The 21,120-nt window shown below is 63.0% G+C and carries 22 protein-coding genes and 2 tRNA genes; 11 read left to right on the top strand and 13 right to left on the bottom strand.

Annotation, left to right across the window (positions count from 1 at the left end):
* Positions 1–27: 27 nt before the first annotated feature.
* A complete protein-coding gene (gene fabA, locus RHIBR816_RS0103975) occupies positions 28–543 on the bottom strand; it encodes a 3-hydroxyacyl-[acyl-carrier-protein] dehydratase FabA (protein ID WP_018235241.1) in 516 nt (171 codons plus the stop codon).
* Positions 544–920: 377 nt separating this feature from the next.
* Here fabA and irrA point away from each other — a divergent pair, with 377 nt between their 5' ends.
* A complete protein-coding gene (irrA, locus tag RHIBR816_RS0103970; RefSeq protein ID WP_026186626.1) occupies positions 921–1,343 on the top strand; it encodes an iron response transcriptional regulator IrrA in 423 nt (140 codons plus the stop codon).
* A gap of 2 nt (positions 1,344–1,345) precedes the next feature.
* On the opposite strand, the gene RHIBR816_RS0103965 is transcribed toward irrA, so the two are convergent.
* The 5 genes from RHIBR816_RS0103965 to RHIBR816_RS0103945 all read right to left on the bottom strand — a co-directional run bounded on the left by RHIBR816_RS0103965 (position 1,346) and on the right by RHIBR816_RS0103945 (position 5,163).
* The gene (locus tag RHIBR816_RS0103965) at positions 1,346–1,981 is read right to left on the bottom strand and encodes a trimeric intracellular cation channel family protein (protein WP_018235239.1); all 636 of its coding nucleotides are present in this window, start codon (positions 1,979–1,981) and stop codon (positions 1,346–1,348) included.
* Between the two features lie 104 nt (positions 1,982–2,085).
* Entirely contained in the window at positions 2,086–2,874 is a 789-nt protein-coding gene (locus RHIBR816_RS0103960; RefSeq protein ID WP_018235238.1) for a YdcF family protein, read from the bottom strand.
* A gap of 77 nt (positions 2,875–2,951) precedes the next feature.
* Complete coding sequence (locus RHIBR816_RS0103955; protein ID WP_018235237.1) at positions 2,952–4,334, bottom strand: hypothetical protein; 1,383 nt, start codon at positions 4,332–4,334, stop codon at positions 2,952–2,954.
* Between the two features lie 165 nt (positions 4,335–4,499).
* A tRNA-Ala gene (locus tag RHIBR816_RS0103950) sits at positions 4,500–4,575 on the bottom strand.
* 198 nt (positions 4,576–4,773) lie between these two features.
* The gene (locus RHIBR816_RS0103945) at positions 4,774–5,163 is read right to left on the bottom strand and encodes a TIGR02300 family protein (protein WP_026186625.1); all 390 of its coding nucleotides are present in this window, start codon (positions 5,161–5,163) and stop codon (positions 4,774–4,776) included.
* Positions 5,164–5,447: 284 nt separating this feature from the next.
* On the opposite strand from RHIBR816_RS0103945, the gene aroA reads away from it, so the two are divergent.
* The 3 genes from aroA (at position 5,448) to rpsA (ending at position 10,085) form a co-directional block, all read left to right on the top strand.
* Positions 5,448–6,794: a 3-phosphoshikimate 1-carboxyvinyltransferase gene (aroA, locus tag RHIBR816_RS0103935; RefSeq protein WP_018235235.1), complete on the top strand. Its 1,347-nt coding sequence runs from the start codon at positions 5,448–5,450 to the stop codon at positions 6,792–6,794.
* A 784-nt stretch (positions 6,795–7,578) separates the two neighbouring features.
* Positions 7,579–8,208 (top strand): (d)CMP kinase, encoded by a 630-nt coding sequence (gene cmk / locus RHIBR816_RS0103930; protein WP_026186624.1) that lies wholly within the window; start codon positions 7,579–7,581, stop codon positions 8,206–8,208.
* 170 nt (positions 8,209–8,378) lie between these two features.
* On the top strand, positions 8,379–10,085 hold the full coding sequence (gene rpsA / locus RHIBR816_RS0103925) for a 30S ribosomal protein S1 (protein ID WP_018235233.1): 1,707 nt from the start codon (positions 8,379–8,381) through the stop codon (positions 10,083–10,085).
* A gap of 107 nt (positions 10,086–10,192) precedes the next feature.
* Here the strand turns inward: rpsA and RHIBR816_RS0103920 are convergent, their stop codons facing one another.
* Positions 10,193–11,761 carry a hypothetical protein gene (locus RHIBR816_RS0103920; RefSeq protein ID WP_018235232.1) on the bottom strand — a complete coding sequence of 523 codons (1,569 nt, stop codon included), beginning with the start codon at positions 11,759–11,761 and terminating at the stop codon, positions 10,193–10,195.
* Positions 11,762–12,147: 386 nt separating this feature from the next.
* Here RHIBR816_RS0103920 and RHIBR816_RS0103915 point away from each other — a divergent pair, with 386 nt between their 5' ends.
* On the top strand, positions 12,148–12,477 hold the full coding sequence (locus tag RHIBR816_RS0103915) for a DUF6665 family protein (RefSeq protein WP_026186623.1): 330 nt from the start codon (positions 12,148–12,150) through the stop codon (positions 12,475–12,477).
* 100 nt (positions 12,478–12,577) lie between these two features.
* Here RHIBR816_RS0103915 and RHIBR816_RS0103910 read toward each other — a convergent pair whose 3' ends face one another.
* Positions 12,578–13,006, bottom strand: coding sequence for a hypothetical protein (locus RHIBR816_RS0103910; protein WP_026186622.1), 429 nt, complete (start codon positions 13,004–13,006; stop codon positions 12,578–12,580).
* Positions 13,007–13,344: 338 nt separating this feature from the next.
* Here RHIBR816_RS0103910 and RHIBR816_RS0103905 point away from each other — a divergent pair.
* Positions 13,345–13,429, top strand: a tRNA-Leu gene (locus RHIBR816_RS0103905).
* A gap of 92 nt (positions 13,430–13,521) precedes the next feature.
* Here RHIBR816_RS0103905 and RHIBR816_RS0103900 read toward each other — a convergent pair.
* From RHIBR816_RS0103900 to RHIBR816_RS0103890, 3 genes are all read right to left on the bottom strand, one after another.
* Positions 13,522–15,477 (bottom strand): adenylate/guanylate cyclase domain-containing protein, encoded by a 1,956-nt coding sequence (locus RHIBR816_RS0103900; RefSeq protein ID WP_018235229.1) that lies wholly within the window; start codon positions 15,475–15,477, stop codon positions 13,522–13,524.
* 102 nt (positions 15,478–15,579) lie between these two features.
* Positions 15,580–16,611: a hydroxyacid dehydrogenase gene (locus RHIBR816_RS0103895; RefSeq protein WP_018235228.1), complete on the bottom strand. Its 1,032-nt coding sequence runs from the start codon at positions 16,609–16,611 to the stop codon at positions 15,580–15,582.
* A 47-nt stretch (positions 16,612–16,658) separates the two neighbouring features.
* A complete protein-coding gene (locus tag RHIBR816_RS0103890) occupies positions 16,659–16,988 on the bottom strand; it encodes a hypothetical protein (protein ID WP_018235227.1) in 330 nt (109 codons plus the stop codon).
* Positions 16,989–17,197: 209 nt separating this feature from the next.
* Here RHIBR816_RS0103890 and RHIBR816_RS0103885 point away from each other — a divergent pair, with 209 nt between their 5' ends.
* Positions 17,198–17,824, top strand: coding sequence for a ribonuclease D (locus RHIBR816_RS0103885; RefSeq protein WP_018235226.1), 627 nt, complete (start codon positions 17,198–17,200; stop codon positions 17,822–17,824).
* 9 nt (positions 17,825–17,833) lie between these two features.
* Here the strand turns inward: RHIBR816_RS0103885 and RHIBR816_RS0103880 are convergent, their stop codons facing one another.
* Both RHIBR816_RS0103880 and RHIBR816_RS0103875 read right to left on the bottom strand, forming a co-directional pair.
* The gene (locus tag RHIBR816_RS0103880; RefSeq protein ID WP_018235225.1) at positions 17,834–18,181 is read right to left on the bottom strand and encodes a YqaA family protein; all 348 of its coding nucleotides are present in this window, start codon (positions 18,179–18,181) and stop codon (positions 17,834–17,836) included.
* An 85-nt stretch (positions 18,182–18,266) separates the two neighbouring features.
* Positions 18,267–18,548, bottom strand: a complete 282-nt coding sequence (locus RHIBR816_RS0103875) for a SelT/SelW/SelH family protein (RefSeq protein WP_018235224.1) — start codon at positions 18,546–18,548, stop codon at positions 18,267–18,269.
* Positions 18,549–18,728: 180 nt separating this feature from the next.
* On the opposite strand from RHIBR816_RS0103875, the gene RHIBR816_RS0103870 reads away from it, so the two are divergent.
* The 4 genes from RHIBR816_RS0103870 to RHIBR816_RS0103855 all read left to right on the top strand — a co-directional run bounded on the left by RHIBR816_RS0103870 (position 18,729) and on the right by RHIBR816_RS0103855 (position 20,861).
* Positions 18,729–19,178: a DoxX family protein gene (locus tag RHIBR816_RS0103870; RefSeq protein ID WP_018235223.1), complete on the top strand. Its 450-nt coding sequence runs from the start codon at positions 18,729–18,731 to the stop codon at positions 19,176–19,178.
* Positions 19,179–19,300: 122 nt separating this feature from the next.
* Positions 19,301–19,792 (top strand): GFA family protein, encoded by a 492-nt coding sequence (locus RHIBR816_RS0103865; protein ID WP_018235222.1) that lies wholly within the window; start codon positions 19,301–19,303, stop codon positions 19,790–19,792.
* Complete coding sequence (locus tag RHIBR816_RS0103860; protein ID WP_018235221.1) at positions 19,789–20,337, top strand: sugar O-acetyltransferase; 549 nt, start codon at positions 19,789–19,791, stop codon at positions 20,335–20,337. Before RHIBR816_RS0103865 ends, RHIBR816_RS0103860 begins: the two co-directional genes overlap by 4 nt.
* Before the next feature lie 20 nt (positions 20,338–20,357).
* Positions 20,358–20,861, top strand: a complete 504-nt coding sequence (locus RHIBR816_RS0103855) for a GNAT family N-acetyltransferase (RefSeq protein WP_018235220.1) — start codon at positions 20,358–20,360, stop codon at positions 20,859–20,861.
* Positions 20,862–21,120: the final 259 nt, after the last annotated feature.

The raw sequence follows: 21,120 nt of genomic DNA, 5'->3' as shown, positions 1-21,120 counted from the left end.
CGCTGGATGCGGGAGACGCCCCGCGGCTTAGTCGGCCTTGTCCTTGGACAGACCGACACGCAGATCGCTCGCCTGATAGATAGTTTCGCCATCGGCCTTCAGCCAGCCGTCGGCGGTGCCGAGGACGAGGCGCCCGCGCATGACCCGCTTGAAGTCGATTCCGTATTGAAGCAGCTTGGTATGGGGACGAACCATGCCCTTGAACTTCACTTCGCCGGTCGACAGCGCCATGCCGCGACCCGGTTCGCCGAGCCAGCCCAGGAAGAAGCCGGTCAATTGCCACATGCCGTCGAGGCCGAGGCAGCCGGGCATGATCGGGTTGCCCTGGAAATGGCAGGGGAAATACCAGTCGTCCGGACTGACGTCGTATTCGGCGCGGATGAAGCCCTTGTCGAAGTCGCCGCCCGTTTCCGAAATCTCCGTGATGCGATGAACCATCAGCATCGGCGGCAGCGGCAGCTGCGCATTGCCGGGGCCAAACAGTTCGCCTCGGCCGCAGGCAAGGATTTCCTCATAGCTGAAGCTGGATTGTCTGGTGGTCATGAATGGTTGCTTCCCCGAGTTCTCAAGTGTTCTCCGACCTGCTTTAGAGCATGTTCGGCCTGAATTGAAGCGCAGCCCGCCCTGGTCGCTGCCGGTTGCAGTGTGTCACGTTCTTCCAGGCAGGGCGACATGCGCGTGGAAAAACCTGTCTCTGGATCCTTCCGCACACCGCTTTCCCGGCGATATCGTTCCGCCGTCGCTTACAGTATGAATGTGGCGTCTGCCAGAGTTAAATACCAGCCTTCCCCCGCTTTAGGCTGATTTTCAGGCCTTTGCGGCCGCTTCCGGGGCCGGAATCTATTGAAAGCCTCGACGCTAGAAGTTATATCGCAAGCTGATACTCCATGAAGCTGGCAGGAATATCGGAACGGCTGCGCATGACGAAAGCAACGGAAATGTCTTCGCAGGAGAGGCTGCGCAATTCGGGCCTGCGCCCGACGCGCCAGCGGATCGCGCTCGCCGATCTGATCTTCGCCAAGGGCGACCGCCATCTGACGGTCGAGGAATTGCATGAGGAGGCGGTCGAGGCCGGCGTTCCGATATCGCTCGCGACCGTCTACAACACGCTGCATCAGTTCACCGAAGCGGGCATGATCCGCGTTCTTGCCGTCGAGAGCGCCAGGACCTATTTCGACACGAACGTCTCGGATCACCATCATTTCTTCATCGAGGGGCAGAACGAAGTCCTCGATATTCCGGTGAGCAACATCCAGATAGGCAATCTCCCCGAGCCTCCGGAAGGCATGGAGATCTCCCATGTCGACGTCGTCGTCCGGCTGCGCCGCAAGACGCAGCGCTGAGTCTACATGACCTCGTCCGGATCACGGCCCGGCCCGGCCTTGCCGCTCGGCAGCGTCCATCCATAGCGCAGCGCCCCGCCGCGGACCGCAAAGGCAGCAACAACGCCGAGCGCCGAACTCGCGGCAAGCGGCAGGCCGACGAGTGCCGCCACCACAAAGGCGCCGGCGCCGACAAGTGCGGCGGTGACGTAGATCTCCGGTCTCAACAGCACCGACGGTTCTCCGGCCAGGAGATCGCGCAGGATGCCGCCGAAGGTCGCCGTCAGCATGCCCGTGACGATCGCGACCGTCGGTGAACCGGTCGCCGCCAGCCCCTTTGCCGCACCCATGACGCAATAGGCCGAAAGCCCGACCGCATCGAGCCAGACGAGCAGCCGGTAGCGCGACTCGAAACGGTGCGAGGTCAGGAACACCAAGAGCCCGACCGCGGCGCAGACGAGGACGTAGGCCGGGTTCAGCACCCAGAAGACCGGCGTCGCACCAAGGATCACGTCGCGCATCGTGCCGCCGCCAATGCCGGTGACCGAAGCGAGGAACAGATAGCCGACGATGTCGAGTTGCTTGCGCGAGGCCGAAAGCGCGCCGGTCGCGGCGAACACGGCGATACCGGCATAGTCGAGAATTTCGAGGATCGGCATGGGTGCTCCGCTTGGGATGGCGATTCAGGATCATTAGCGCAGCGCCGGCAACAAGTCAGGTGGCACGCGCGTTCTCGCCGCCGTGTTGCCGTCCCGAGCCTATTTCACTCTGGCAGCAGCGCCTGCGTTCGGCCGAGCAGATAGTAGACAAGAAGCCCGGTCCATTCCTTGGCGGCGGTGGTCGCCAGCTGCGCGTTCAGCGAGGGCTGGGTGAAATCGAAGCCGAGCCGCACCCTGCCGCTCGTCCGGTAGTCCGCCGGCCAGGGAACGACCTCGATGCCGTTCGCGCGGAAGAGGCCGACGGAGCGCGGCATATGATAGGCCGAGGTGACCAGCGCACAGCGTTCGAGACGGTTCGCCGCGAGCAGGTCCCTGGTGTAAGCCGCGTTCTCGAAGGTCGTGCGCGAGGCTTCTTCGCGGATCACCCGATCGGCGGCAATCCCGAACGCGTCGAAGAACCCTTGCGAGGCCCGCGCATCGCCTTCATAGGCGCCGCTGATGGAGCCGTCGCCGCCCGAAACGAGGATGCGCGCCGCCGGATAAGCCTTGGCGAGCCTGATCGTCTCGACGAAGCGATCCGCCGCCTGGTTGAATTCGATCCCGCCGCGGCTCGCGATCACCACATTCTCGAAGGCGCCGCCCAGTACGATGATGCAGGAAATTTCCCCCGGCGGCGGCGAGGGGCGGGCAAACCGCTCCTCGAGCGTCTGCAGGAAGTACGGGCCTGCGGTGGTGAAGAGGCTGAGGAACAAGACAACGAGACCAAGGGAGGCGAAGACGCCGCCGCTGCGGCGGAAACGGGCGAAGATCAGCAGCACGCCGGCAAGGATGCTGAGGAAGGCGAGGGAAAGCGGCTGGGCGACGAGCCAGAAGATTTTAGAGGCGAGGAACATTATCCCTTAGTTAAGATTTGTTGAGCCAGCCATCGTATTGCGCCGGATAAAAAATAGTCAAATCATGCAACTTTTCGTCATTGAGAATATTTGCTTCGAGCTGCAGTGATTGCAGCAACGCCTTCTGAGAACATCTGTTCGGCATCAGGAACTACCAGAGTTCGGTTTAGGGACTTTAGTAAGACCTCTTGCGTGACCACGAGTACACCTTGACGTTCGGCTTGCTCAAGATTGGCTTTCACTTCGTCGCGAGTGCGGGTCGTGACCATGACCGGTATAACCGTGAGATGTGAGTTGCCGCTCTTTGCAAGCCTCTGTTTGACTTGCACTGTTCTGCTTAACAGCTGGACAAGCTTATCACCTGGTAGGAGGGCCGTCGTGCATTCAACCACTGCCACGTTTCCATTGGGGCTGCACACCAGTAGATCAGGCGCATCGGATGCTCTTGGATTGTACCCGAGCGCAGCTGGACTAAATCCGAGCATCCAACTGAGCCAAGAGACTCCATCCTCTACGTCACGGGAATTGCCTTTGCCTTGGTCCCGCGTCAGGTAATCTTGGATAACCTCGAGCTTTGTATCGAAGGTTTGATAGACCGCTCGTCGTGCATTTTGGACATTGATAGGGTCTGCTATCCATCCTTCATTTTGGGCGATGCCGTCATAACTCGCATAACATTGAATCACCGCCGCGCTTGGGACGCTAATTTGCTTGAGCCCCCTTAGGTGCAGCTCGTTCTCAGACCATTTCATTTCACGCCCGGCCACGACAGACCGGGTAACGACTGCGTTATTGCTGACGACCCGGTAGCCAAGGCTTGCCTTGTTTGTGTCCAGACCCTTTGCGAGTAGGAACCCAAGATCTGCCTTCTCACCCTGAACCCTGAGACTCAGGTCGACCGCAACAGAGGCATGTGCCTCAAGTTGAACTTGTGTGAACTCAGCGGTTAGTGGACCCACTCCGTACTCGGTCATTAGCTCTTGAAGGTTGTCGAAGGGCGTTGAAGCAGACTTTAGCCGCCAATCTGTATCAGGCTGAGTGATGACCTCAGCACGCACGATGCCGGGCACTGTAAACGTGCTAACACGGCTGCGACTTAGTAAGCCCTCCGGATGCAGCGGCGCGTAAACCGCTTCGCTCAGCAGAGTCGATGAGCTCGCAAACACCACTCTGCCAGCGTCGGTTTCAACTCCCCCATGAAGCAACGTGCTCAAGAACTCGCGCGGTGCAACGTTCAAATCCTTTAGTGTGTGGCGTCCAGCCAATATCTTATCGTGCCTAAATTGAGGCAGCTCTTCGAGAGGGTTGGGGCTGAACACCAGTCGCCCTTGCAATAAGAAATACGTACCGCTTGCTTTCTCGATTGCTACGAAATTGAACGTCGCATGCGATAAAGGCGAGTGAAAGCGCTCAGTTTCGGTAAAGAAGGTCTCTTCTCGAAGTTTAAACTGGGTGCCCATTGCGCCGCTCCGTAGCTGGTCGGACCAAAGTTAGATTCTGGCGGGAATCTCTTCAATGATCTCCATGGGTTAATCCCTGATCGTTCAGTCCGGCGAGAGACGTGCAATTCTCAGGCTAGTGGATCCCCGCCTGAAGTCGTCTAGGCCCTTGGTGTGAGAAATTTTTGGTGGAGCTAAGCGGGATCGAACCGCTGACCTCTTGCATGCCATGCAAGCGCTCTCCCAGCTGAGCTATAGCCCCATCAAGGGTCCGGCAGTGCCGGTTCCGGGAAGTTCGTCGGGCGTTGTGCCCGGCGAGTGGCGGCTTATTACTTCTGCTTTTGGCAGATGGCAAGCCGAAAATTGAGGGCCGGGGCGAATTTATTTTCTCTTCCGGCCATCCGCCCGGCCGCCGCATGATCGCGCGGCCGGAGCGGCTTTTATCCGTCTTTTGAAACGCTTAGACGTCCTCGTCCTCGTCGGAGACGCCGATGAGGTCGCTCATGTCGTCGTCATCGTCTTCGTCGTCGGCCTCGAGGAAGGTGTCGTCGTCGTCGCCGTCGATCTCGACGTCGTCATCGCCGAGATCCGGCAGGTCATCGCCGCCCGATGCCTCGTCGTCGGCATCCTCGAGCGAAACGAGTTCGACTTCTGTGTTCTCTGCATCGACTTCCGTGACGTCTTCCTCTTCTTCCTTCTCGAGCACCTTGGCGACGGAGCTCTCCTCGAAGAAGGACAGCGGATAGGACTTGCCGGTATAGGGGGAGACGATCGGATCACGGTTCAGATCGTAGAATTTGCGCCCCGTTTCCGGGTCGATGCGCTTTGTTCCAAGTTCCGGTTTTGCCACAGTCAAAGCCTCTTGAATGGCCGGCGAGCCGGCTCTTGCCGGTAAAGCCGGCGGTTAGAAAGGTATCAAGCTGATGATGATTAGCCGGTCCCCATAATCGTCTTGGTGTCGTCTGTCAAAGGCAAACTTCCGCGGCCGGAGGAGGCGCATTTTCTTCAAGGGGGAGGATGACCCCTTTTGCGCTTTGTGTTAGGGAGCCCGCAACACCGGCGGTTCCCCGTTCAACCCCAAGCAGCGCTTGATCCCTGGGCCGCCGACGAGCCGGATTGTCAGAGGTAAACATCATGTCCCATGGCCTGAGCCCGCGGCCCGCCACCGCCAAGAAGTCTGCCGATCTCAAGGGCACGGTGCGCATTCCCGGCGACAAGTCGATTTCGCACCGTTCCTTCATGTTCGGCGGCCTTGCCTCGGGCGAGACGCGCATCACCGGCCTGCTCGAGGGCGAGGACGTCATCAATACCGGCAAGGCCATGCAGGCGATGGGCGCCAAGATCCGCAAGGACGGCGATACCTGGATCATCGACGGTGTCGGCAACGGCGCGCTGCTGGCCCCGGAGGCGCCGCTCGATTTCGGCAATGCCGGCACCGGCTGCCGCCTGACCATGGGCCTGGTCGGCGTCTATGATTTCGATTCCACCTTCGTCGGCGATGCCTCGCTGACCAAGCGGCCGATGGGCCGCGTGCTCGATCCGCTGCGCGAAATGGGCGTCCAGGTGAAATCGGCCGAGGGCGACCGGCTGCCGGTGACGCTGCGCGGACCGCAGACGCCGAGCCCGATCACCTATCGCGTGCCGATGGCGTCTGCACAGGTGAAATCCGCCGTGCTGCTCGCCGGCCTTAACACGCCCGGCATCACCACCGTCATCGAGCCGGTGATGACGCGCGACCATACCGAAAAGATGCTGCAGGGCTTTGGCGCTAACCTGACGGTCGAGACCGGTTCGGATGGCGTGCGCACCATCCGCCTCGAGGGCCGCGGCAAGCTCATCGGCCAGGTGATAGACGTGCCCGGCGACCCGTCCTCCACCGCCTTCCCCCTGGTGGCAGCGCTGCTCGTCCCAGGCTCGGACGTCACCATCCTCAACGTGCTGATGAACCCGACCCGCACCGGATTGATCCTGACGCTCCAGGAAATGGGCGCCAATATCGAGGTCATGAACCGGCGCCTCGCCGGCGGCGAGGACGTCGCGGATCTGCGCGTCCGCCATTCGGAGCTCACGGGCGTCGAGGTACCGGAAGAGCGCGCCCCGTCGATGATCGACGAATATCCGGTGCTCGCCGTCGCCGCCGCCTTCGCCGAAGGTGCCACTGTGATGAACGGCCTCGACGAACTGCGCGTCAAGGAATCCGATCGCCTCTCGGCCGTCGCCGACGGCCTGAAGCTCAACGGCGTCGACTGCGACGAGGGCGAAGCCTCGCTCGTCGTGCGCGGCCGCCCCGACGGCAAGGGCCTCGGCAATGCCGCCGGCGGTCAGGTGAAAACCCATCTCGACCACCGCATCGCCATGAGCTTCCTGGTCATGGGCCTGGCCGCCGAGCACCCGGTCACAGTCGACGACGCGACGATGATCGCGACCAGCTTCCCGGAATTCATGGATCTGATGACGGGATTGGGTGCGAAGATCGAGTGATCGATAGGACATCGGTCGGGCTCGCATTGAACCGAATCGGTGCAAAGGCGAAATCGGCACCGACCGGACGGCCGACATGGTGTGTCATAAGCATCCGTGGAGGCGACCTTCCCCGCAGCCTCGCTTTTTAGCCGTCGCCCGAAGGCGACGGCTCATACGTTACTGCGTGCCACCCGATGGGGCTTGCTGAGTGCCCTGTCCTCCTGTGGGAGCGGGTTGCGTCGTCTGTCCTGTGGGAGCGGGTTGTGTGGTCTGTCCGCCTTCAGGCGCCTGTTGCGTTCCCTGCCCACCAGCCGGTGTTTCGATGGTCGGGGCGTTGACATTGACATCCGTGTCACCTCCGCCGCCAGCACCATCGAACAGGTCGCCTCCAAAGAGGAACAAGGCGCCGACGACAAGCAGAAGCAACACTATAGCGACGGCCCAGCCGCCGCCACTACCAGTATTCACAACTGTTGGACCTCTATCAGCCATTTAACTTCTCCTTATTCTTCACTATGTGGCAAAACTCACGGGAGTGATTTAGGTTCCACCAAGAAGAAGGGCGATAAAGCGGTGCGAAATGTGCCTGTGGACGGATTTGAAATCGCGCTTAAATAGATCGACGCAAAATAATGTTGGTGTTCTTCAGTCGAATGGAAAAACTCACCTATTTTTTGCCCGGTCTGCAAGTTGGATGTCGCTCTGGATAGCGTCACCGGGCGAACCGTAAAATTATCGAATGATCGTGGATTCTCCGGCGATTTTGATCTATCAGGCCCCGCAGAAACGCGCAGGACCACCAATGATCACCATCGCCATCGACGGGCCCGCAGCCGCCGGCAAGGGGACGCTTTCGCGCCGCATTGCCGACGAGTACGGCTTCCACCATCTCGATACCGGGCTCACCTATCGTGCCACCGCCAAGGCGCTTCTCGATGCCGGTTTGCCGCTCGACGACGAGGCGGTCGCCGAGAGGATGGCGCGCGAGGTCGAGCTTGCCGGGCTCGACCGCTCGGTGCTCTCGGCGCACGCGATCGGCGAGGCCGCCTCGAAGATTGCCGTCATGCCGGCGGTGCGCCGGGCGCTCGTCGAGGCACAGCGCGCCTTTTCGCGAAGAGAGCCGGGTACGGTGCTCGACGGGCGCGACATCGGCACCGTCGTCTGCCCCGATGCGACGGTAAAGCTCTATGTCACCGCCTCGCCCGAAGTCCGGGCGAAGCGGCGCTACGACGAGATCGTCGCCGGCGGCGGCACGGCCGATTACGCGGCGATCTTCGCGGACGTGAAAAAGCGAGACGAGCGCGACATGGGCCGGGCCGACAGCCCGCTGAAGCCCGCCAAGGATGCGCACTTGCTTGACACGTCCGAAATGGGTATAGAGGCCGCATTCCAGGCGGCGAAGACGCTGATCGACGCTGCCCTGAAGCAATGATTTGAAGAAAGACTCCTCTTCGGCGCTTGCCGGATCCGTCTTTCTCGAAAAGCCTGAAATTCCGTCCATGCGCCGGATTGCCCTTGAGAAGGGCGGACTGGGTTCAGGCCTGTTCAACACCAGCCCCCGGCGCACATGCGTCTCCGGCAGGAGATGCAGCAGGAGATTACATGTCTGCAACCACCCCCACCCGTGATGATTTCGCAGCACTTCTCGAAGAGTCCTTCGCCAAGACGGACCTCGCTGAAGGCTATGTCGCCAAGGGCGTCATCACGGCCATCGAAAAGGACGTCGCCATCGTCGACGTCGGTCTGAAGGTCGAAGGCCGCGTTCCGCTGAAGGAATTCGGCGCCAAGGCCAAGGACGGTTCGCTCAAGGTCGGCGACGAAGTCGAAGTCTATGTCGAGCGTATCGAAAACGCGCTCGGCGAAGCCGTTCTGTCGCGCGAAAAGGCTCGCCGCGAAGAAAGCTGGATGCGCCTGGAAGTGAAGTTCGAAGCCGGCGAACGCGTCGAAGGCATCATCTTCAACCAGGTCAAGGGCGGCTTCACCGTCGATCTCGACGGCGCCGTAGCCTTCCTGCCGCGTTCGCAGGTCGACATTCGTCCGATCCGCGACGTCACGCCGCTGATGCACAACCCGCAGCCCTTCGAAATCCTCAAGATGGACAAGCGCCGTGGCAACATCGTCGTTTCGCGCCGCACGGTTCTCGAAGAGTCGCGCGCCGAGCAGCGTTCTGAAATCGTTCAGAACCTCGAGGAAGGTCAGGTTGTCGAGGGTGTCGTCAAGAACATCACCGATTACGGTGCGTTCGTCGACCTCGGCGGCATCGACGGCCTGCTGCACGTCACCGACATGGCATGGCGCCGCGTCAACCATCCGTCGGAGATCCTGAGCATCGGCCAGCAGGTCAAGGTTCAGATCATCCGCATCAACCAGGAAACCCACCGCATCTCGCTCGGCATGAAGCAGCTCGAGTCCGATCCGTGGGATGGCATCGGTGCGAAGTATCCGGTCGGCAAGAAGATCACCGGTACGGTCACGAACATCACCGACTACGGTGCGTTCGTCGAGCTGGAGCCGGGCATCGAAGGCCTGATCCACATCTCCGAAATGTCTTGGACCAAGAAGAACGTTCACCCCGGCAAGATCCTGTCCACGAGCCAGGAAGTCGACGTGGTCGTTCTCGAAGTCGACCCGACCAAGCGCCGTATCTCGCTCGGCCTCAAGCAGACGCTCGAGAACCCGTGGCAGGCATTCGCGCATAGCCATCCGGCCGGCACCGAAGTCGAAGGCGAAGTCAAGAACAAGACCGAATTCGGCCTGTTCATCGGCCTCGACGGCGATGTCGACGGCATGGTTCACCTGTCCGACCTCGACTGGAACCGTCCGGGCGAGCAGGTCATCGAGGAATTCAACAAGGGCGATGTCGTCCGTGCTGTCGTTCTCGATGTTGACGTCGAGAAGGAGCGTATCTCGCTCGGCATCAAGCAGCTCGGCAAGGACGCTGTCGGTGAAGCTGCCGCTTCCGGCGAACTGCGCAAGAACGCCGTCGTTTCGGCCGAAGTCATCGGCGTCAACGATGGCGGCATCGAAGTCAAGCTCGTCAACCACGAGGACATCACTTCGTTCATCCGCCGCGCCGATCTGTCGCGCGACCGTGACGAACAGCGTCCGGAGCGCTTCTCGGTTGGCCAGGTTGTCGACGCCCGCGTCACCAACTTCTCCAAGAAGGACCGCAAGATCCAGCTGTCGATCAAGGCTCTGGAAATCGCGGAAGAGAAGGAAGCCGTCGCTCAGTTCGGCTCGTCCGACTCGGGTGCTTCGCTCGGCGACATCCTGGGTGCAGCGCTGAAGAACCGCCAGGGCAACGAGTAATCGTTGTCAGGATGGAAATGACGAGCCCGCGGGGAGCGATCTCCGCGGGCTTTTTTCGTGACGAGATCTATAGGTCGGCGTTACGGCGACGTACACGAAGAAGGCGCTCACCCCAGCCCGCCGAGTTTTCGGTAGAGGTCATAGGCGTCGCTTGAGTCCGGCGGTTCCGCCGTCTCGTCGCCGCCGTTTTCGGGATCCTGACCTTTCTGCTCCTCGTCCCGGTCCTCCGGCTCCGTGCCGGCGTCGCCCTCGCGGTCATCCCGCGGGGTACGGTCGGTCTTGCCATGCCCGTCATCCGCGTCCTCCTTGGCCGGCAGATAGGGAACCATTGCGAAGGGGATGATCTCCGGCAGGCCGCTTTCGACGAGGAGGGCGATTGCCTGTTGCATGGCGATGTCCTCGCCGGCCGGCGCTGGCCGCTGAACGGCAGGGGAGCCTCCGGACGGAGGCTCCGGTTTTTTCGCGATCGGTTCGGCAAGGGGTTGGTCATCCGCCGCATCATTGTCCGACCGCGGGCCATCAGGGAGACGCTCGGGCACATCCGGCGTCGATCGGGTCGGTTCCGGTTCTCGCTCGGCACGCCTCGACGCCAACGCCGGCCGGTTTTCGGTCACGATGTCCGGCAAGTCGAGGCCGCCTTCCAGCAGCGCCGCGGCGACGTCGGCGAGTGTGGATTCCCGGAGGGCCGCGCGGGAAGTCGGGACCGACTGCGGTCTGTCTTCTCCTTCGGCGCGCGATGGCCCATAGGTTCCGTCCGTCTCGAACCCGTCCGCAGCGCCTTGCTGTGTTGCCGGTTCCGCTTCGCAGGGCGTCTGCTCATGCGTTTCTTCGGCTGGCTCGGCCGACGCTTGGAGACCGGCCGCCTCGCTGCCTTCGAAATTGGCTGGCAGGGTCTCGTCGCCTGTCACAGTCGCCGCGGCGGTCTCCGAAGTGTCCGCCGCTGCCGGCTGCATCACCTCGGCCACCTCTGTGGCGTCCTCTACAGCCCCGCCCGAAACCGTTGCAACATCGCCGTCGCCCGTCGGTGATTGCGCGGGTCGCGCGGTTGGGGCCGATACGCGCTGGGGCGCCGTCCGGTCCGGCTGAGCGGCTTCGGCCTGTGGCGTGTCATCGACTATGAGTTCGGCGGCCGTCCCGTCCTCATCCGCGCTGTAGGTTTTTCTCAGCATCGCCTGCAGCAACGCCAGGTCCCCGGCTGGAAGCGTCTGAGCTGCAGCCGGATGCTGGGGCATCGGAAGCTGCAGCGGCAGGTTTCGAATTCCCGCATGGCTGGCCGGCAGGGGCGTCGTGGGGGACGCGGAGCCGGTCGATGGCCCGCTTTGCGTCAGGGTCGCCAGGCGCCGCGCCAGGCTGCCGCCGCCGAGCTGCCGCTCGATCGCCAGCCGTTCCGGCAGCGGCAGGGATTCCACGAGCTCGACCAGACGCCGAATGAAGGCGCGGCCGGTCTCCTGCGGCAGGGGCGGAAATTTGAGAACGCGCGCCAGATCCTCGATGAGCCGCACCAGCGCGTCACGCGGAAGAACCTCCTTGCCGGAAAGATGACGGCCGAGCATGTCGAGCAGCTTCTGGATCGCCTCGGCGCGCTGACCGGCAGGCAGCAGGACCCGCCGCACGACTTGGACGGTATCGTCGCCGGGGGTGCTTGCGTTCCTGATCGTGCCAATCGGTATCGGCATCCTCGTCTCCAATTGCGCGCGCCGGCACCAGGTGGAGCCACGCTCGCCATCGAACGTCCTTGCTGCTGGAGGGCGCCTCATGCGCGTAGCGGCCGACCGGCCGGGCCCGCCGCGGCCTCGCCGCCGGCATGGGACATTCAGCGCCGCGCGTCTTGTAATGCGCAAAGGTCGCTGTAGCGCTTTGACTTGCTGCACTCCTTGAATCAGCTCCGATTCAAGGAGACATGCAGCAGGCATGATTGCCGAGGATAGGACAAAGAAGTTTATGAAATGTTAACCATGACCGCGTAGCGCGGCGACCATAGCCGCCCGTTGGCTTCGGCCTTGCAGGAAGACCGCTCCGAGTTCATCCTGCCAAGCCCACAGTCGCGTTGATGGAGCTGCCGATGACTTTCCGTCCGCCGCAATCGCTCGGCCGTTTCGATGTCGGAAGGAGCGTGAACGTCCTCGAATACGAACTCATGGCCGAGCGCGCAGATGCCTTGGGGCGCCACGGTCTCAAGGTTGAAAAGGCGATCGCATCCCTCACCGGTTTCGACAGGGATCGAGGCTCGCCGGAGGAGCGCCAGCGGCTTCTCGACGAGGCGGCCGACGCCGTCTGGGCCTTTCTCATCCAGCGCGAGATCTGCGGCTTGCGCGACAGCCGCGACGCGGTGCGCCGCTATGGCATTCCCAAGGAGGTCATGGCGCGGCTCGGCATCGTCAGAAGGCGATAGTCCGCGCTTCCGCGGCGCGCGATGCGGTAGCACGCTCGCATCGCGCTTCAGCAATCAGGGAGGCCCGGCGGAAGCCGCCGCGCCTCGTTCGAACGAGCCTCTACCAGCCGTACCTGTAATACCGATGGCCATAATAACCGGGCCGGTAGTAGCGGTGCGGAGCACCGTAATATCGGTATGGATAGTAGCCGGGATAGTAGCCCGGGCCGTAATAGCGGGTCCCGTAATAATACCGGTTCCCGTAATAGTGGCGACCCGGATAATATCCACCCGACCCGAAATAGAAGGCGATGCCGGCCCGGCGATAGCCGGGATAATAGCCCGGCCAGCCGCCATAGTAGCCGCCGCGCCAGCGCGGATAGTAGCCCCGGCCATAGTAGCCACGATGGGTCACGTTCTGGACGTCGGCGGGTGCCTTGATCTCTATGTCGAGCGCCGGGCGCGGCATGGCCTGGACCGGCGCGACAGGGGGAATCATGGAGGCGGCCGCCAGTGCGCAGCTCATAACGAAATTCCGAAATCCCGTCATTTTTTCCTCACTTTCCGAAAGACGTGCTTTCCGGTTTGTCCCTGCTCCACAGACGTTTGTTTTCGTTGATTTGTTCCATGACGCTGGGGCGCGCGCATGCGTATTCTGCCGCCGGATTTCCGCGCCGCTGAGCCATCCTCGAAGGATGCGCCTCTCCGGCGCTCATGTCACTGAAATTCTTGCCCTATCGTTTGCGCGTTCGAGCCGCTCCAACGCGACCGGTGCAAGGCGAGCCGCAAGGAAAAGATCCCCTCTTCGACGGTTTTTCGCATCCTGGCATGAAAACTTCAAAATGCCTGTTGACACTTCGTCCCCGGCCTTTTACATGCCGGTCCGTCGCCCAGATGGCGGAATTGGTAGACGCGCAGGTTTCAGGTACCTGTGCCGCGAGGCGTGGAGGTTCGAGTCCTCTTCTGGGCACCATTTCCCTTTAGAAATGCAGAAAAAGCCCGGTTCTCCGGGCTTTTTGCATTTTCAGGACATGGGATCGGTGCGGCCTTACGTTCTCCGCCCGCCTATGCCGCCGTGCCCGTCTGCTCGCCGGCCGGCCCGGCGATCGCGGCGGTCCCCAGGACCTCGTAGATTTCCAAAACACTGGCGCGGCCCTTTGCCTGGGCGGAGCCGAGCGGGCGGAAGGCGATGGCGTCGCTGCTTTGCGCCACCACGGCACCGCTCGCGAGGATCGTCGTGCCGTAGTCCTTGTTCATGCCCTCGAGCCGTGAGGCGACGTTCACCGTGTCGCCCATGGCGGTATATTGCAGCCGCTCCTTCGCGCCGACGCTGCCGACGACCGCCGGGCCGGTATGGATACCGAAGCGGGTCCGAAATTCCGGCAGTCCCATCTCTCTCTGCTTGGCGTTGAAGGCGACGAGCCGCTCTTCTGCGGCGAGCGCGCAGCGACAGGCGTGTTCGGCATGGCGTGGATCAGCGATCGGCGCGTTCCACATGGCAAACACCGAGTCGCCGAGAAACTGGATGATCGTGCCGTCATGGGTCGCGACCACTTCGCTGAAGATGTCGAAATAGTCCGACAGCATCGCGACCACCGCCTCCGGCGAGTGGTGCTCGCTGATCGTGGTGAAGTCGTAGATGTCGGTGAACAGCGCCGTCACCTCCTGGCGCCAGCCGGAGCGGCCGGTGAACTGTCCGGATTCGATGCCCTTGCGCACCAGCTCCCGCGGCACGTAGAGCGCGAAGGTGAAGATCGCATCGCGGGCCCGGTTCATCGCGCTGTTGAGGGTCGAGATTTCTGTGACGTTCGAAGACACGTCGATCGGCGTGGTAAAATCGAGATCCTGCAGCCGGTTGGCGCTGGCAGTCAGCTGGTTGAGCGACTTGGTGATCAGATGCGCCAGCACCAGCGAGAAGAGGACGGCAAGCACCACCACCGAACCCGAGATGGCGAGGCTCTGGACGAGCGTCTCGTTGGCGGCGGCCATCAACTCGTCGAGCGGTGCCGCGACGACGACCCGGTGCCCCGACAGAAGTTGCGCCGTTTCGAGCGGCGTCACCATGACCAGATAGGTGCGCTCGCCGACATCGACGAAGCTCGCCTTGCCTGGCGGCTGCGGGTCGCGCCGGATGCTTTCGACGAGCGGATCGGTCTCGGGCATCGCGACCGGCGCGATGCTGTCCTTCGTGGCCAGGATGCGTTTCATCGCCGCCGGGTCGGAATGGATGATCGGCCTTCCGACGGCGTCGAGAACAAGAGATACGGAGTCCTTCGTCAACCGCTCGCGCGACAGGAAGTCGATGATCGTGTCGAGCACGACATCGGCGCCGATGACGATTTCCGGGTTGCCGCGATGGGCCTGCGCGATGGTCATGCCGAGCTTGCCGGTTGTTGCCGTCTCATAAGGTCCGATGGTCATCGGAACCTTGCCGTTGACGGCCGCACGATACCAGGGGCGTGTCCGCGGGTCGTATTCCGTTCGGGCCACTTGGCGTTCGGCGAACTGCAGGCCGCTTGCATCGAGGAAGAGAACCCGGTCGAGGGGCTTTCCCTGGTCGTCCCGTTCCATCGAACGCACCGCGAGCGTAGCCCCGCGTGGCGAGTCGAGCGCCATCCGCCAGGCAGCCGACCTCAGATCGACCACATGGAAGAAGGCGCCGCTCGGATAGCCGACATAAACGCCATCGATATGGGGTGAGCGGATGATGCCTTCGCGCAGCAGCGCCACCTTGTCGTTGATGCGCTGCGGCGGCGGCAGCAGGAATGCGTTGGCGACGGATGCAACGAGGCCGACGAGCGCGGACGTATCGCCTGAAAGCATGCCGAGCCGACCGACGAGCCGGTCCACGAAGGCTCCCATGCTGGTTTCGGCCTCCTCGATCGCGGCGTTGCGGGCACGGCGGTAGTCGAGCCCCACGAGCGTGGCGGAAACGACGACGAGCACGGCGACCATGACGAGGCTCAGCAGCGACCGGAGCGTCCAGGTCTCGAGACGCCTGTTCTCCTCTGCGCCGCGCATGTCCGTGCCCCTATGCGGTACCAGGTCCTGAGCCTAATTGATTTTGGCGCCAACGCGCTGATTTGCATAGGGCCGTTTGTTGCCGCTGTCAGCAGGGCGGCATCAATTGACGCTGACCGGCCGCGACCGCATCCGCGCCACCGTCTCGCGCTCGGCCCGCTTGCAGCGCATCGGCGGCAGGTTGCGATCCATCAGCTCCATGTCCTCGAGCACCATCTCACCCATCTTCTTGAAGGCCTGCTCGAGCGCCCCGGCACGGTGCGCCGAGCGCAGGAAGCCGGGAAGCCGCCGCACCGGATGGTCGAGCGGCAGCGGTTCCTCGGGGAAGACGTCGCTTGCCGCGACGATCCGGCCGGCGGCGACCGCGGCCATCAGCGCATCGAAATCGACGACGCCGGCGCGGCTCAACAGGATGAAGGCCGCTCCCGGGCGCATTGCCGCGAAGGCCTCGGCACCGAGAAAGCCTTCGTTCTCGCTGGTGACCGCGGCGACGACGAAGACGAAATCGCTGCTCGACAGCACCGTCTCGAGCGATGCCGGCTCGACCCCGGCGTCGCTGAGAATGGAACCGGGCAGCCAGGGATCGTGGACGCGGATTCTGGCGCGAAACCCGGAAAGCACGCGGTTCAATGCCTTGCCGAGATCGCCGAAGCCGATGATGCCGATCTCGGAACCGGAAAGGAGCCGCGCCGATTGGTTGCCGTCGCCGCCCCAGAGCTCGCGTCCTTCGCGGAAGGCGACATCGGCGTCGACGATGCCGCGGGCGAGATTGAGCGCCATGGCGAGCCCCATCTCCGCCACCGGCTCGGCGAAGACCTGGCCGGTCGTGACGACATGAATGCCGCGGCGGAAGAGCACCTCGTAGGGCATGTTGTTCAAAAGGTTGCTTTCGACGTTGAGAACGGCGCGTAAGCTCGGCATGCGCGCGAGTGTCCGCTCGTCGAGCGGCGGCTGGCCGATGATGTAGCGGGTCTCGGCGAGCGTCCCGTCGTCAAGTCCGGCAATGTCGTCCGGGTCGGCTTCGACGATGCGATACCGCCCGTTGAGCGCGTCCAGCGCTTGCCGGCTGAAGATCAGCGCGAGCGTGCGGGGATATGGCGCGCTGATGACCAGCGGTCGGTTCGTCTCGGGCATCGCTTTCCTCCATGCTTAGCCGGCAAATAATCCCGCACCTTCCTGTTTCAATAGTTCAGGCCACGTTTCTGCCGTTCGAGCGACGGCGGCAGTTGCCCGCTTTGAAAGATCGGGCCGTCGCCCTTGCGGCAGCGATAGATCGTGTCGTAGCGGGGGCGGCCATGCGAGGGCTCGAAGGGTCCGTAGCGGTCGATGAAGACCTGTTCGCAGACCGTGCTCTCGCCGCCCTGCAACGGGTTCAGTGGCCGCACCCCGGGAAGGTCCCGAAAGCCCTGCGCAAAATTGAGGCGCGCCTCGTCCGCCAGACCGGCATTGGCCGAGAGGCCGAGCATCAGGGCGGCGAGCGAAAGCGACAGTGCGGTACGGAACGGAGTCATGCGGATGAACTCTCGGGAGGGGCGGCGGCACGCCGACGCAGTGACACGGTATCGCGGCCGACAAACTTGCGCTATAGGCCAGCTACGCTCTGCAGCGCCGCGCGCCTCCTCAGGCGCGTAAGGTCGCTGTAGCACTTTGAATCGCAGCCTGTTTCCTTGAGTCCATACCGATCCAAGGAATCAAGCCGTAAACGATCTGGGGATTCTCGATGGCGAATACAATACGGTTCCACGAAGGTGACATTTCCGCGGCCGATGCGGCCCGCTATAGCGGCGCGATCGCCATCGACACGGAAACGCTCGGCCTCGTTCCCCGCCGCGACCGTCTCTGCGTCGTGCAGCTTTCGCCGGGCGATGGCACCGCCGACGTAATCCGCATCGCCGCCGGCCAGAAAGAGGCGCCGAACCTCGTTGAGATGCTTGCCGATCCGGCGCGCCAGAAGATTTTCCATTTCGGCCGCTTCGACATCGCTGTGCTGTTCCATACCTTCGGCGTCACCGCCGCGCCGGTCTTCTGCACCAAGATCGCCTCGCGCCTGACCCGCACCTATACGGACCGCCATGGCCTCAAGGACAACCTCAAGGAACTGCTCGACATCGATATCTCGAAGCAGCAGCAGTCTTCCGATTGGGCCGCCGACATCCTCTCGCCGGCGCAGCTCGAATATGCCGCCTCGGACGTGCTTCACCTGCACGCGCTGCGCGACAAGCTGACGGCCCGCCTCTTGCGCGACGGCCGCATCGACCACGCCGAAGCCTGCTTCGCCTTCCTGCCGACGCGCGCCAAGCTCGACCTCCTTGGCTGGGAGGAGACGGATATTTTCGCGCATAGCTGAGACTATGATTTAGGACGGCATCAGCCACAACAGCGCCGCATAACGCGCCGCCTTGCCGATCGTCACATAGGCGAGGAAGGCGGCGAGCGGCATCCGGAGCAGTCCGGCCGCGAGCGTCAGCGGGTCGCCGATGATCGGCAGCCAGGAAAAAAGCAGCACCGGCTGGCCATAGCGCGCGAAGAGCGTTTGGGCCTTTTGCCGCGCTTGCGGCGAGACCGGAAACCAGCGCCGGTCCTCGAAGCGGATCGCGAAGCGACCGAGGCCGTAATTCACCAGCGCGCCGAGTACGTTGCCCGCGGTCGCTGCGAGAAACAGCGCCGCCCGGCTCGTCTCGGCCGTCAGTGCGGCGGCAACCACCGCCGCCTCGGAAAGACCGAAGAGTAGGGTCGCGGAAAGGAAGGCGGCGCCGAAGACGCCGGCAAGCGTGACGAAATCCAGGGCTTCAAGTCCTGTCGACGTGGCCGAGATCGCGCTCCGGCTCGATCACGTCGCGGATCCGCTGCTTCAATTCCTTTGGCCCGGGAAAGCCGCCGTCACGCTTGCGCTCCCAGACGAGTTCGCCATCGACGCGAATCTCGAAATTGCCGCCGGTGCCGGGGATCAGCGCCACCTCGCCGAGCGTATCGGCAAAGGTCGACAAGAGCTCCTGCGCCATCCAGCCGGCGCGCAGCAGCCAGTTGCACTGGGTGCAGTAGAGGATCGTGACGCGCGGCTTCTCAACCATTTCGAATGTCCTGTTTGAGGGCCACCATAGCGACGCCACGCCCTTCGAACAACCGGTGCCTCACCGGCTCTTCACATTAATGTCAACTACAACGGTCATGTTTTTATCGCCCGGTTCTTGTTTTCCGAAGGATGTGCGGCAAGAGACTTTGGCATTGCATAACCATCCGAGAGGGAATCCATGACCACTGCAACCAACACCCGCCCGCGCGCCATCCTGCCGGCGCTCGAGAAGATCTACCTGCCGCTCAACACCTTCGCCGAAACGCTGCTGCGCGTGCTCGCCGGAGCGCTGCTCGTCACCCATGGCTATGGCAAGATTCTCGATCCCTTCGGTGCTGTCGGCATGGTCGAAGGGCTCGGCTTCTATCCGGGCGTCTTCTGGTCGCCCCTGCTTTCCGCCACCGAGTTCTTCGGCGGCATCTTCATTGCTGTCGGCTTCCTGACCCGGCCCGCCGCCTTCGCGGCCACCATCGTGCTCCTGGTCACCGTCTATTTCCACGGCATCGTCCTGGGAGAGGGTCTCGGCGGCGCCGAGAAGTCGATCCTCTGGGCGGCCATCACCTTCTTCTTCGCCATTCGCGGCGCCAACGGCCAGTCGGTCGACGCCAAGCTCGGCAAGCAATTCTGAGCTTTATGCCGCCACGCGGCCGGAGTGATCCGGCCGTGTTTCTCCTATCGCGCGGTCTTTTCGGCAGCCCTTGCACGTCCGCCTTACCCGTGGTCATCTCCGGCAAACAGGGAGGTGACGGTATGAATGACGCGATCGAAGGCGGCTGCTTCTGCGGCCGCATCCGCTACCGGCTGAAGCGCCGGCCGATGTTCGTCCATTGCTGCCATTGCCGCGATTGCCAGCGGCAGGTCGGCAGTGCCTTCGCGATCAATGGCCTCGTCGAGGCGGAAAACCTCGAGATGCTATCGGGCGAGCCCGTCATGGTGTCGCTTTCGACCGACAGCGGCCGGCCGCACGACGTCTATCGCTGCGCCGAATGCCAGTCGGCGCTGTGGAGCGACTATGGCCGGCGCAAGTGGCTCTGCTTCCTGCGTCTCGCAACGCTCGACCGGCCGTCCGAATTTCCGCCCGACGTGCATATCTACACGCGCTCCAAACTCGCCTGGGTGCCGCTGCCGGCGGGCGCAAGGGTCTTCGAAGCCTATTACGATACGCAAGCGGAATGGCCGCAAGAGAGCCTCGAGCGACTCAACGTGGCCCGCGCCAAGACCAAGGGGCAGGCGAGGCCGTGACGAAAAGCGAGCGCGAAAAGATGGCGGCGGGCGAGTGGTACACCTGCCTCGATCCAGAGTTGGACGCGCTGCGCGCCCGCGCGCGCAATGCCGTTCACCAGCACAACACGATGGCACCGGACGAGCGCGGCCGCATGGCGCCGGCGCTGGAGGCGATTTTCGCGGCCGTTGCGGCGGACGCCTTCATCGAGGCGCCGTTCCATTGCTCCTATGGCATCAACATCACGCTCGGCGCCGGCGTCTACCTGAACGCCGGCTGCGCCATTCTCGACAGCGCCCCTGTCGCCATCGGCGACCGCTCGATGCTGGGTCCGGGTGTGCATATCTACTGCGCTGAGCATCACAAGGACGTGGCGCTGCGCCGCGCCGGGCTGGAAATCGCCAGGCCGGTGACGATCGGCAAGGACGTCTGGATCGGCGGCGGCGCCATCATCCTGGCCGGCGTGACGATCGGCGACGGCGCCATCGTCGGCGCGGGCGCGGTGGTGACGCGGGACGTGGCGGCCGGGGCGAGGGTGGTTGGCAATCCGGCGCGGGTGCGCTGACAAGAGAAAGACGAATCTCGATGGCAGAAGCAGTTACAGCGATCACCGTTCGCCCGGCGCGCGCGGAGGACGTGCCGGCGCTCCGCGCTTTCATCAACGAAATCATAAAGATCGGCGGCACTACGGCGCATGAAACGCCGTTTACCGACGCAAGCTTCACCGCTCACTTTCTTTCAGGAGCGGGCTTCGTCAGTTGCTTCGTTGCCGAGGACGCCGACGGCCGCCCTTGCGCCTTCCAGGCTCTGGAACGCTGGGATGGTCTGCCCGAGGGCTGGGCGGACATCGGCACCTTCGCCCGGCCGCACGCGAAGCGTCCCGGCGCCGGCACTGCGCTTTTCGCCGCGACGAAGGCGCATGCCCGTAACGCCGGCTTCGTGGCGATCAATGCGACGATCCGCGCCGACAACATTGGCGGCTTGGCCTATTACGGAAAGATGGGCTTCGTCGATTACAAGGTCGACAAGGCGGTGCCGCTGAAGGATGGGCGGACGGTCGACCGGATCTCGAAGCGGTATTTGCTTTGAGGCGAATGCGCAAGGTCTTGGCACTGGTCCCGTCGTCGCGAGGCTTGTGCGTGGATCCTCGGGTCAAGCCCTTGGTCAAGCCCGAGGATGACGGAGGGAGGGGTTTACGACAATCTCTTCCGGCGTCTGTCTGCGGCAGCCGCTTGCCTCTGCGCAACGTATGCCTCAGTCGCTCGGCGCATAGCCGGTGCCTCGCGTCGCCCGCCTTCACCCGTCATACTCGGGCTTGACCCGAGTATCCATGCACGAGCCCTCGACT

The sequence above is a fragment of the Ensifer sp. BR816 genome (assembly GCF_000378985.1).
Taxonomy (GTDB): Bacteria; Pseudomonadota; Alphaproteobacteria; order Rhizobiales; family Rhizobiaceae; genus Sinorhizobium.
This window is presented reverse-complemented; position numbering and strand designations above follow the sequence as displayed.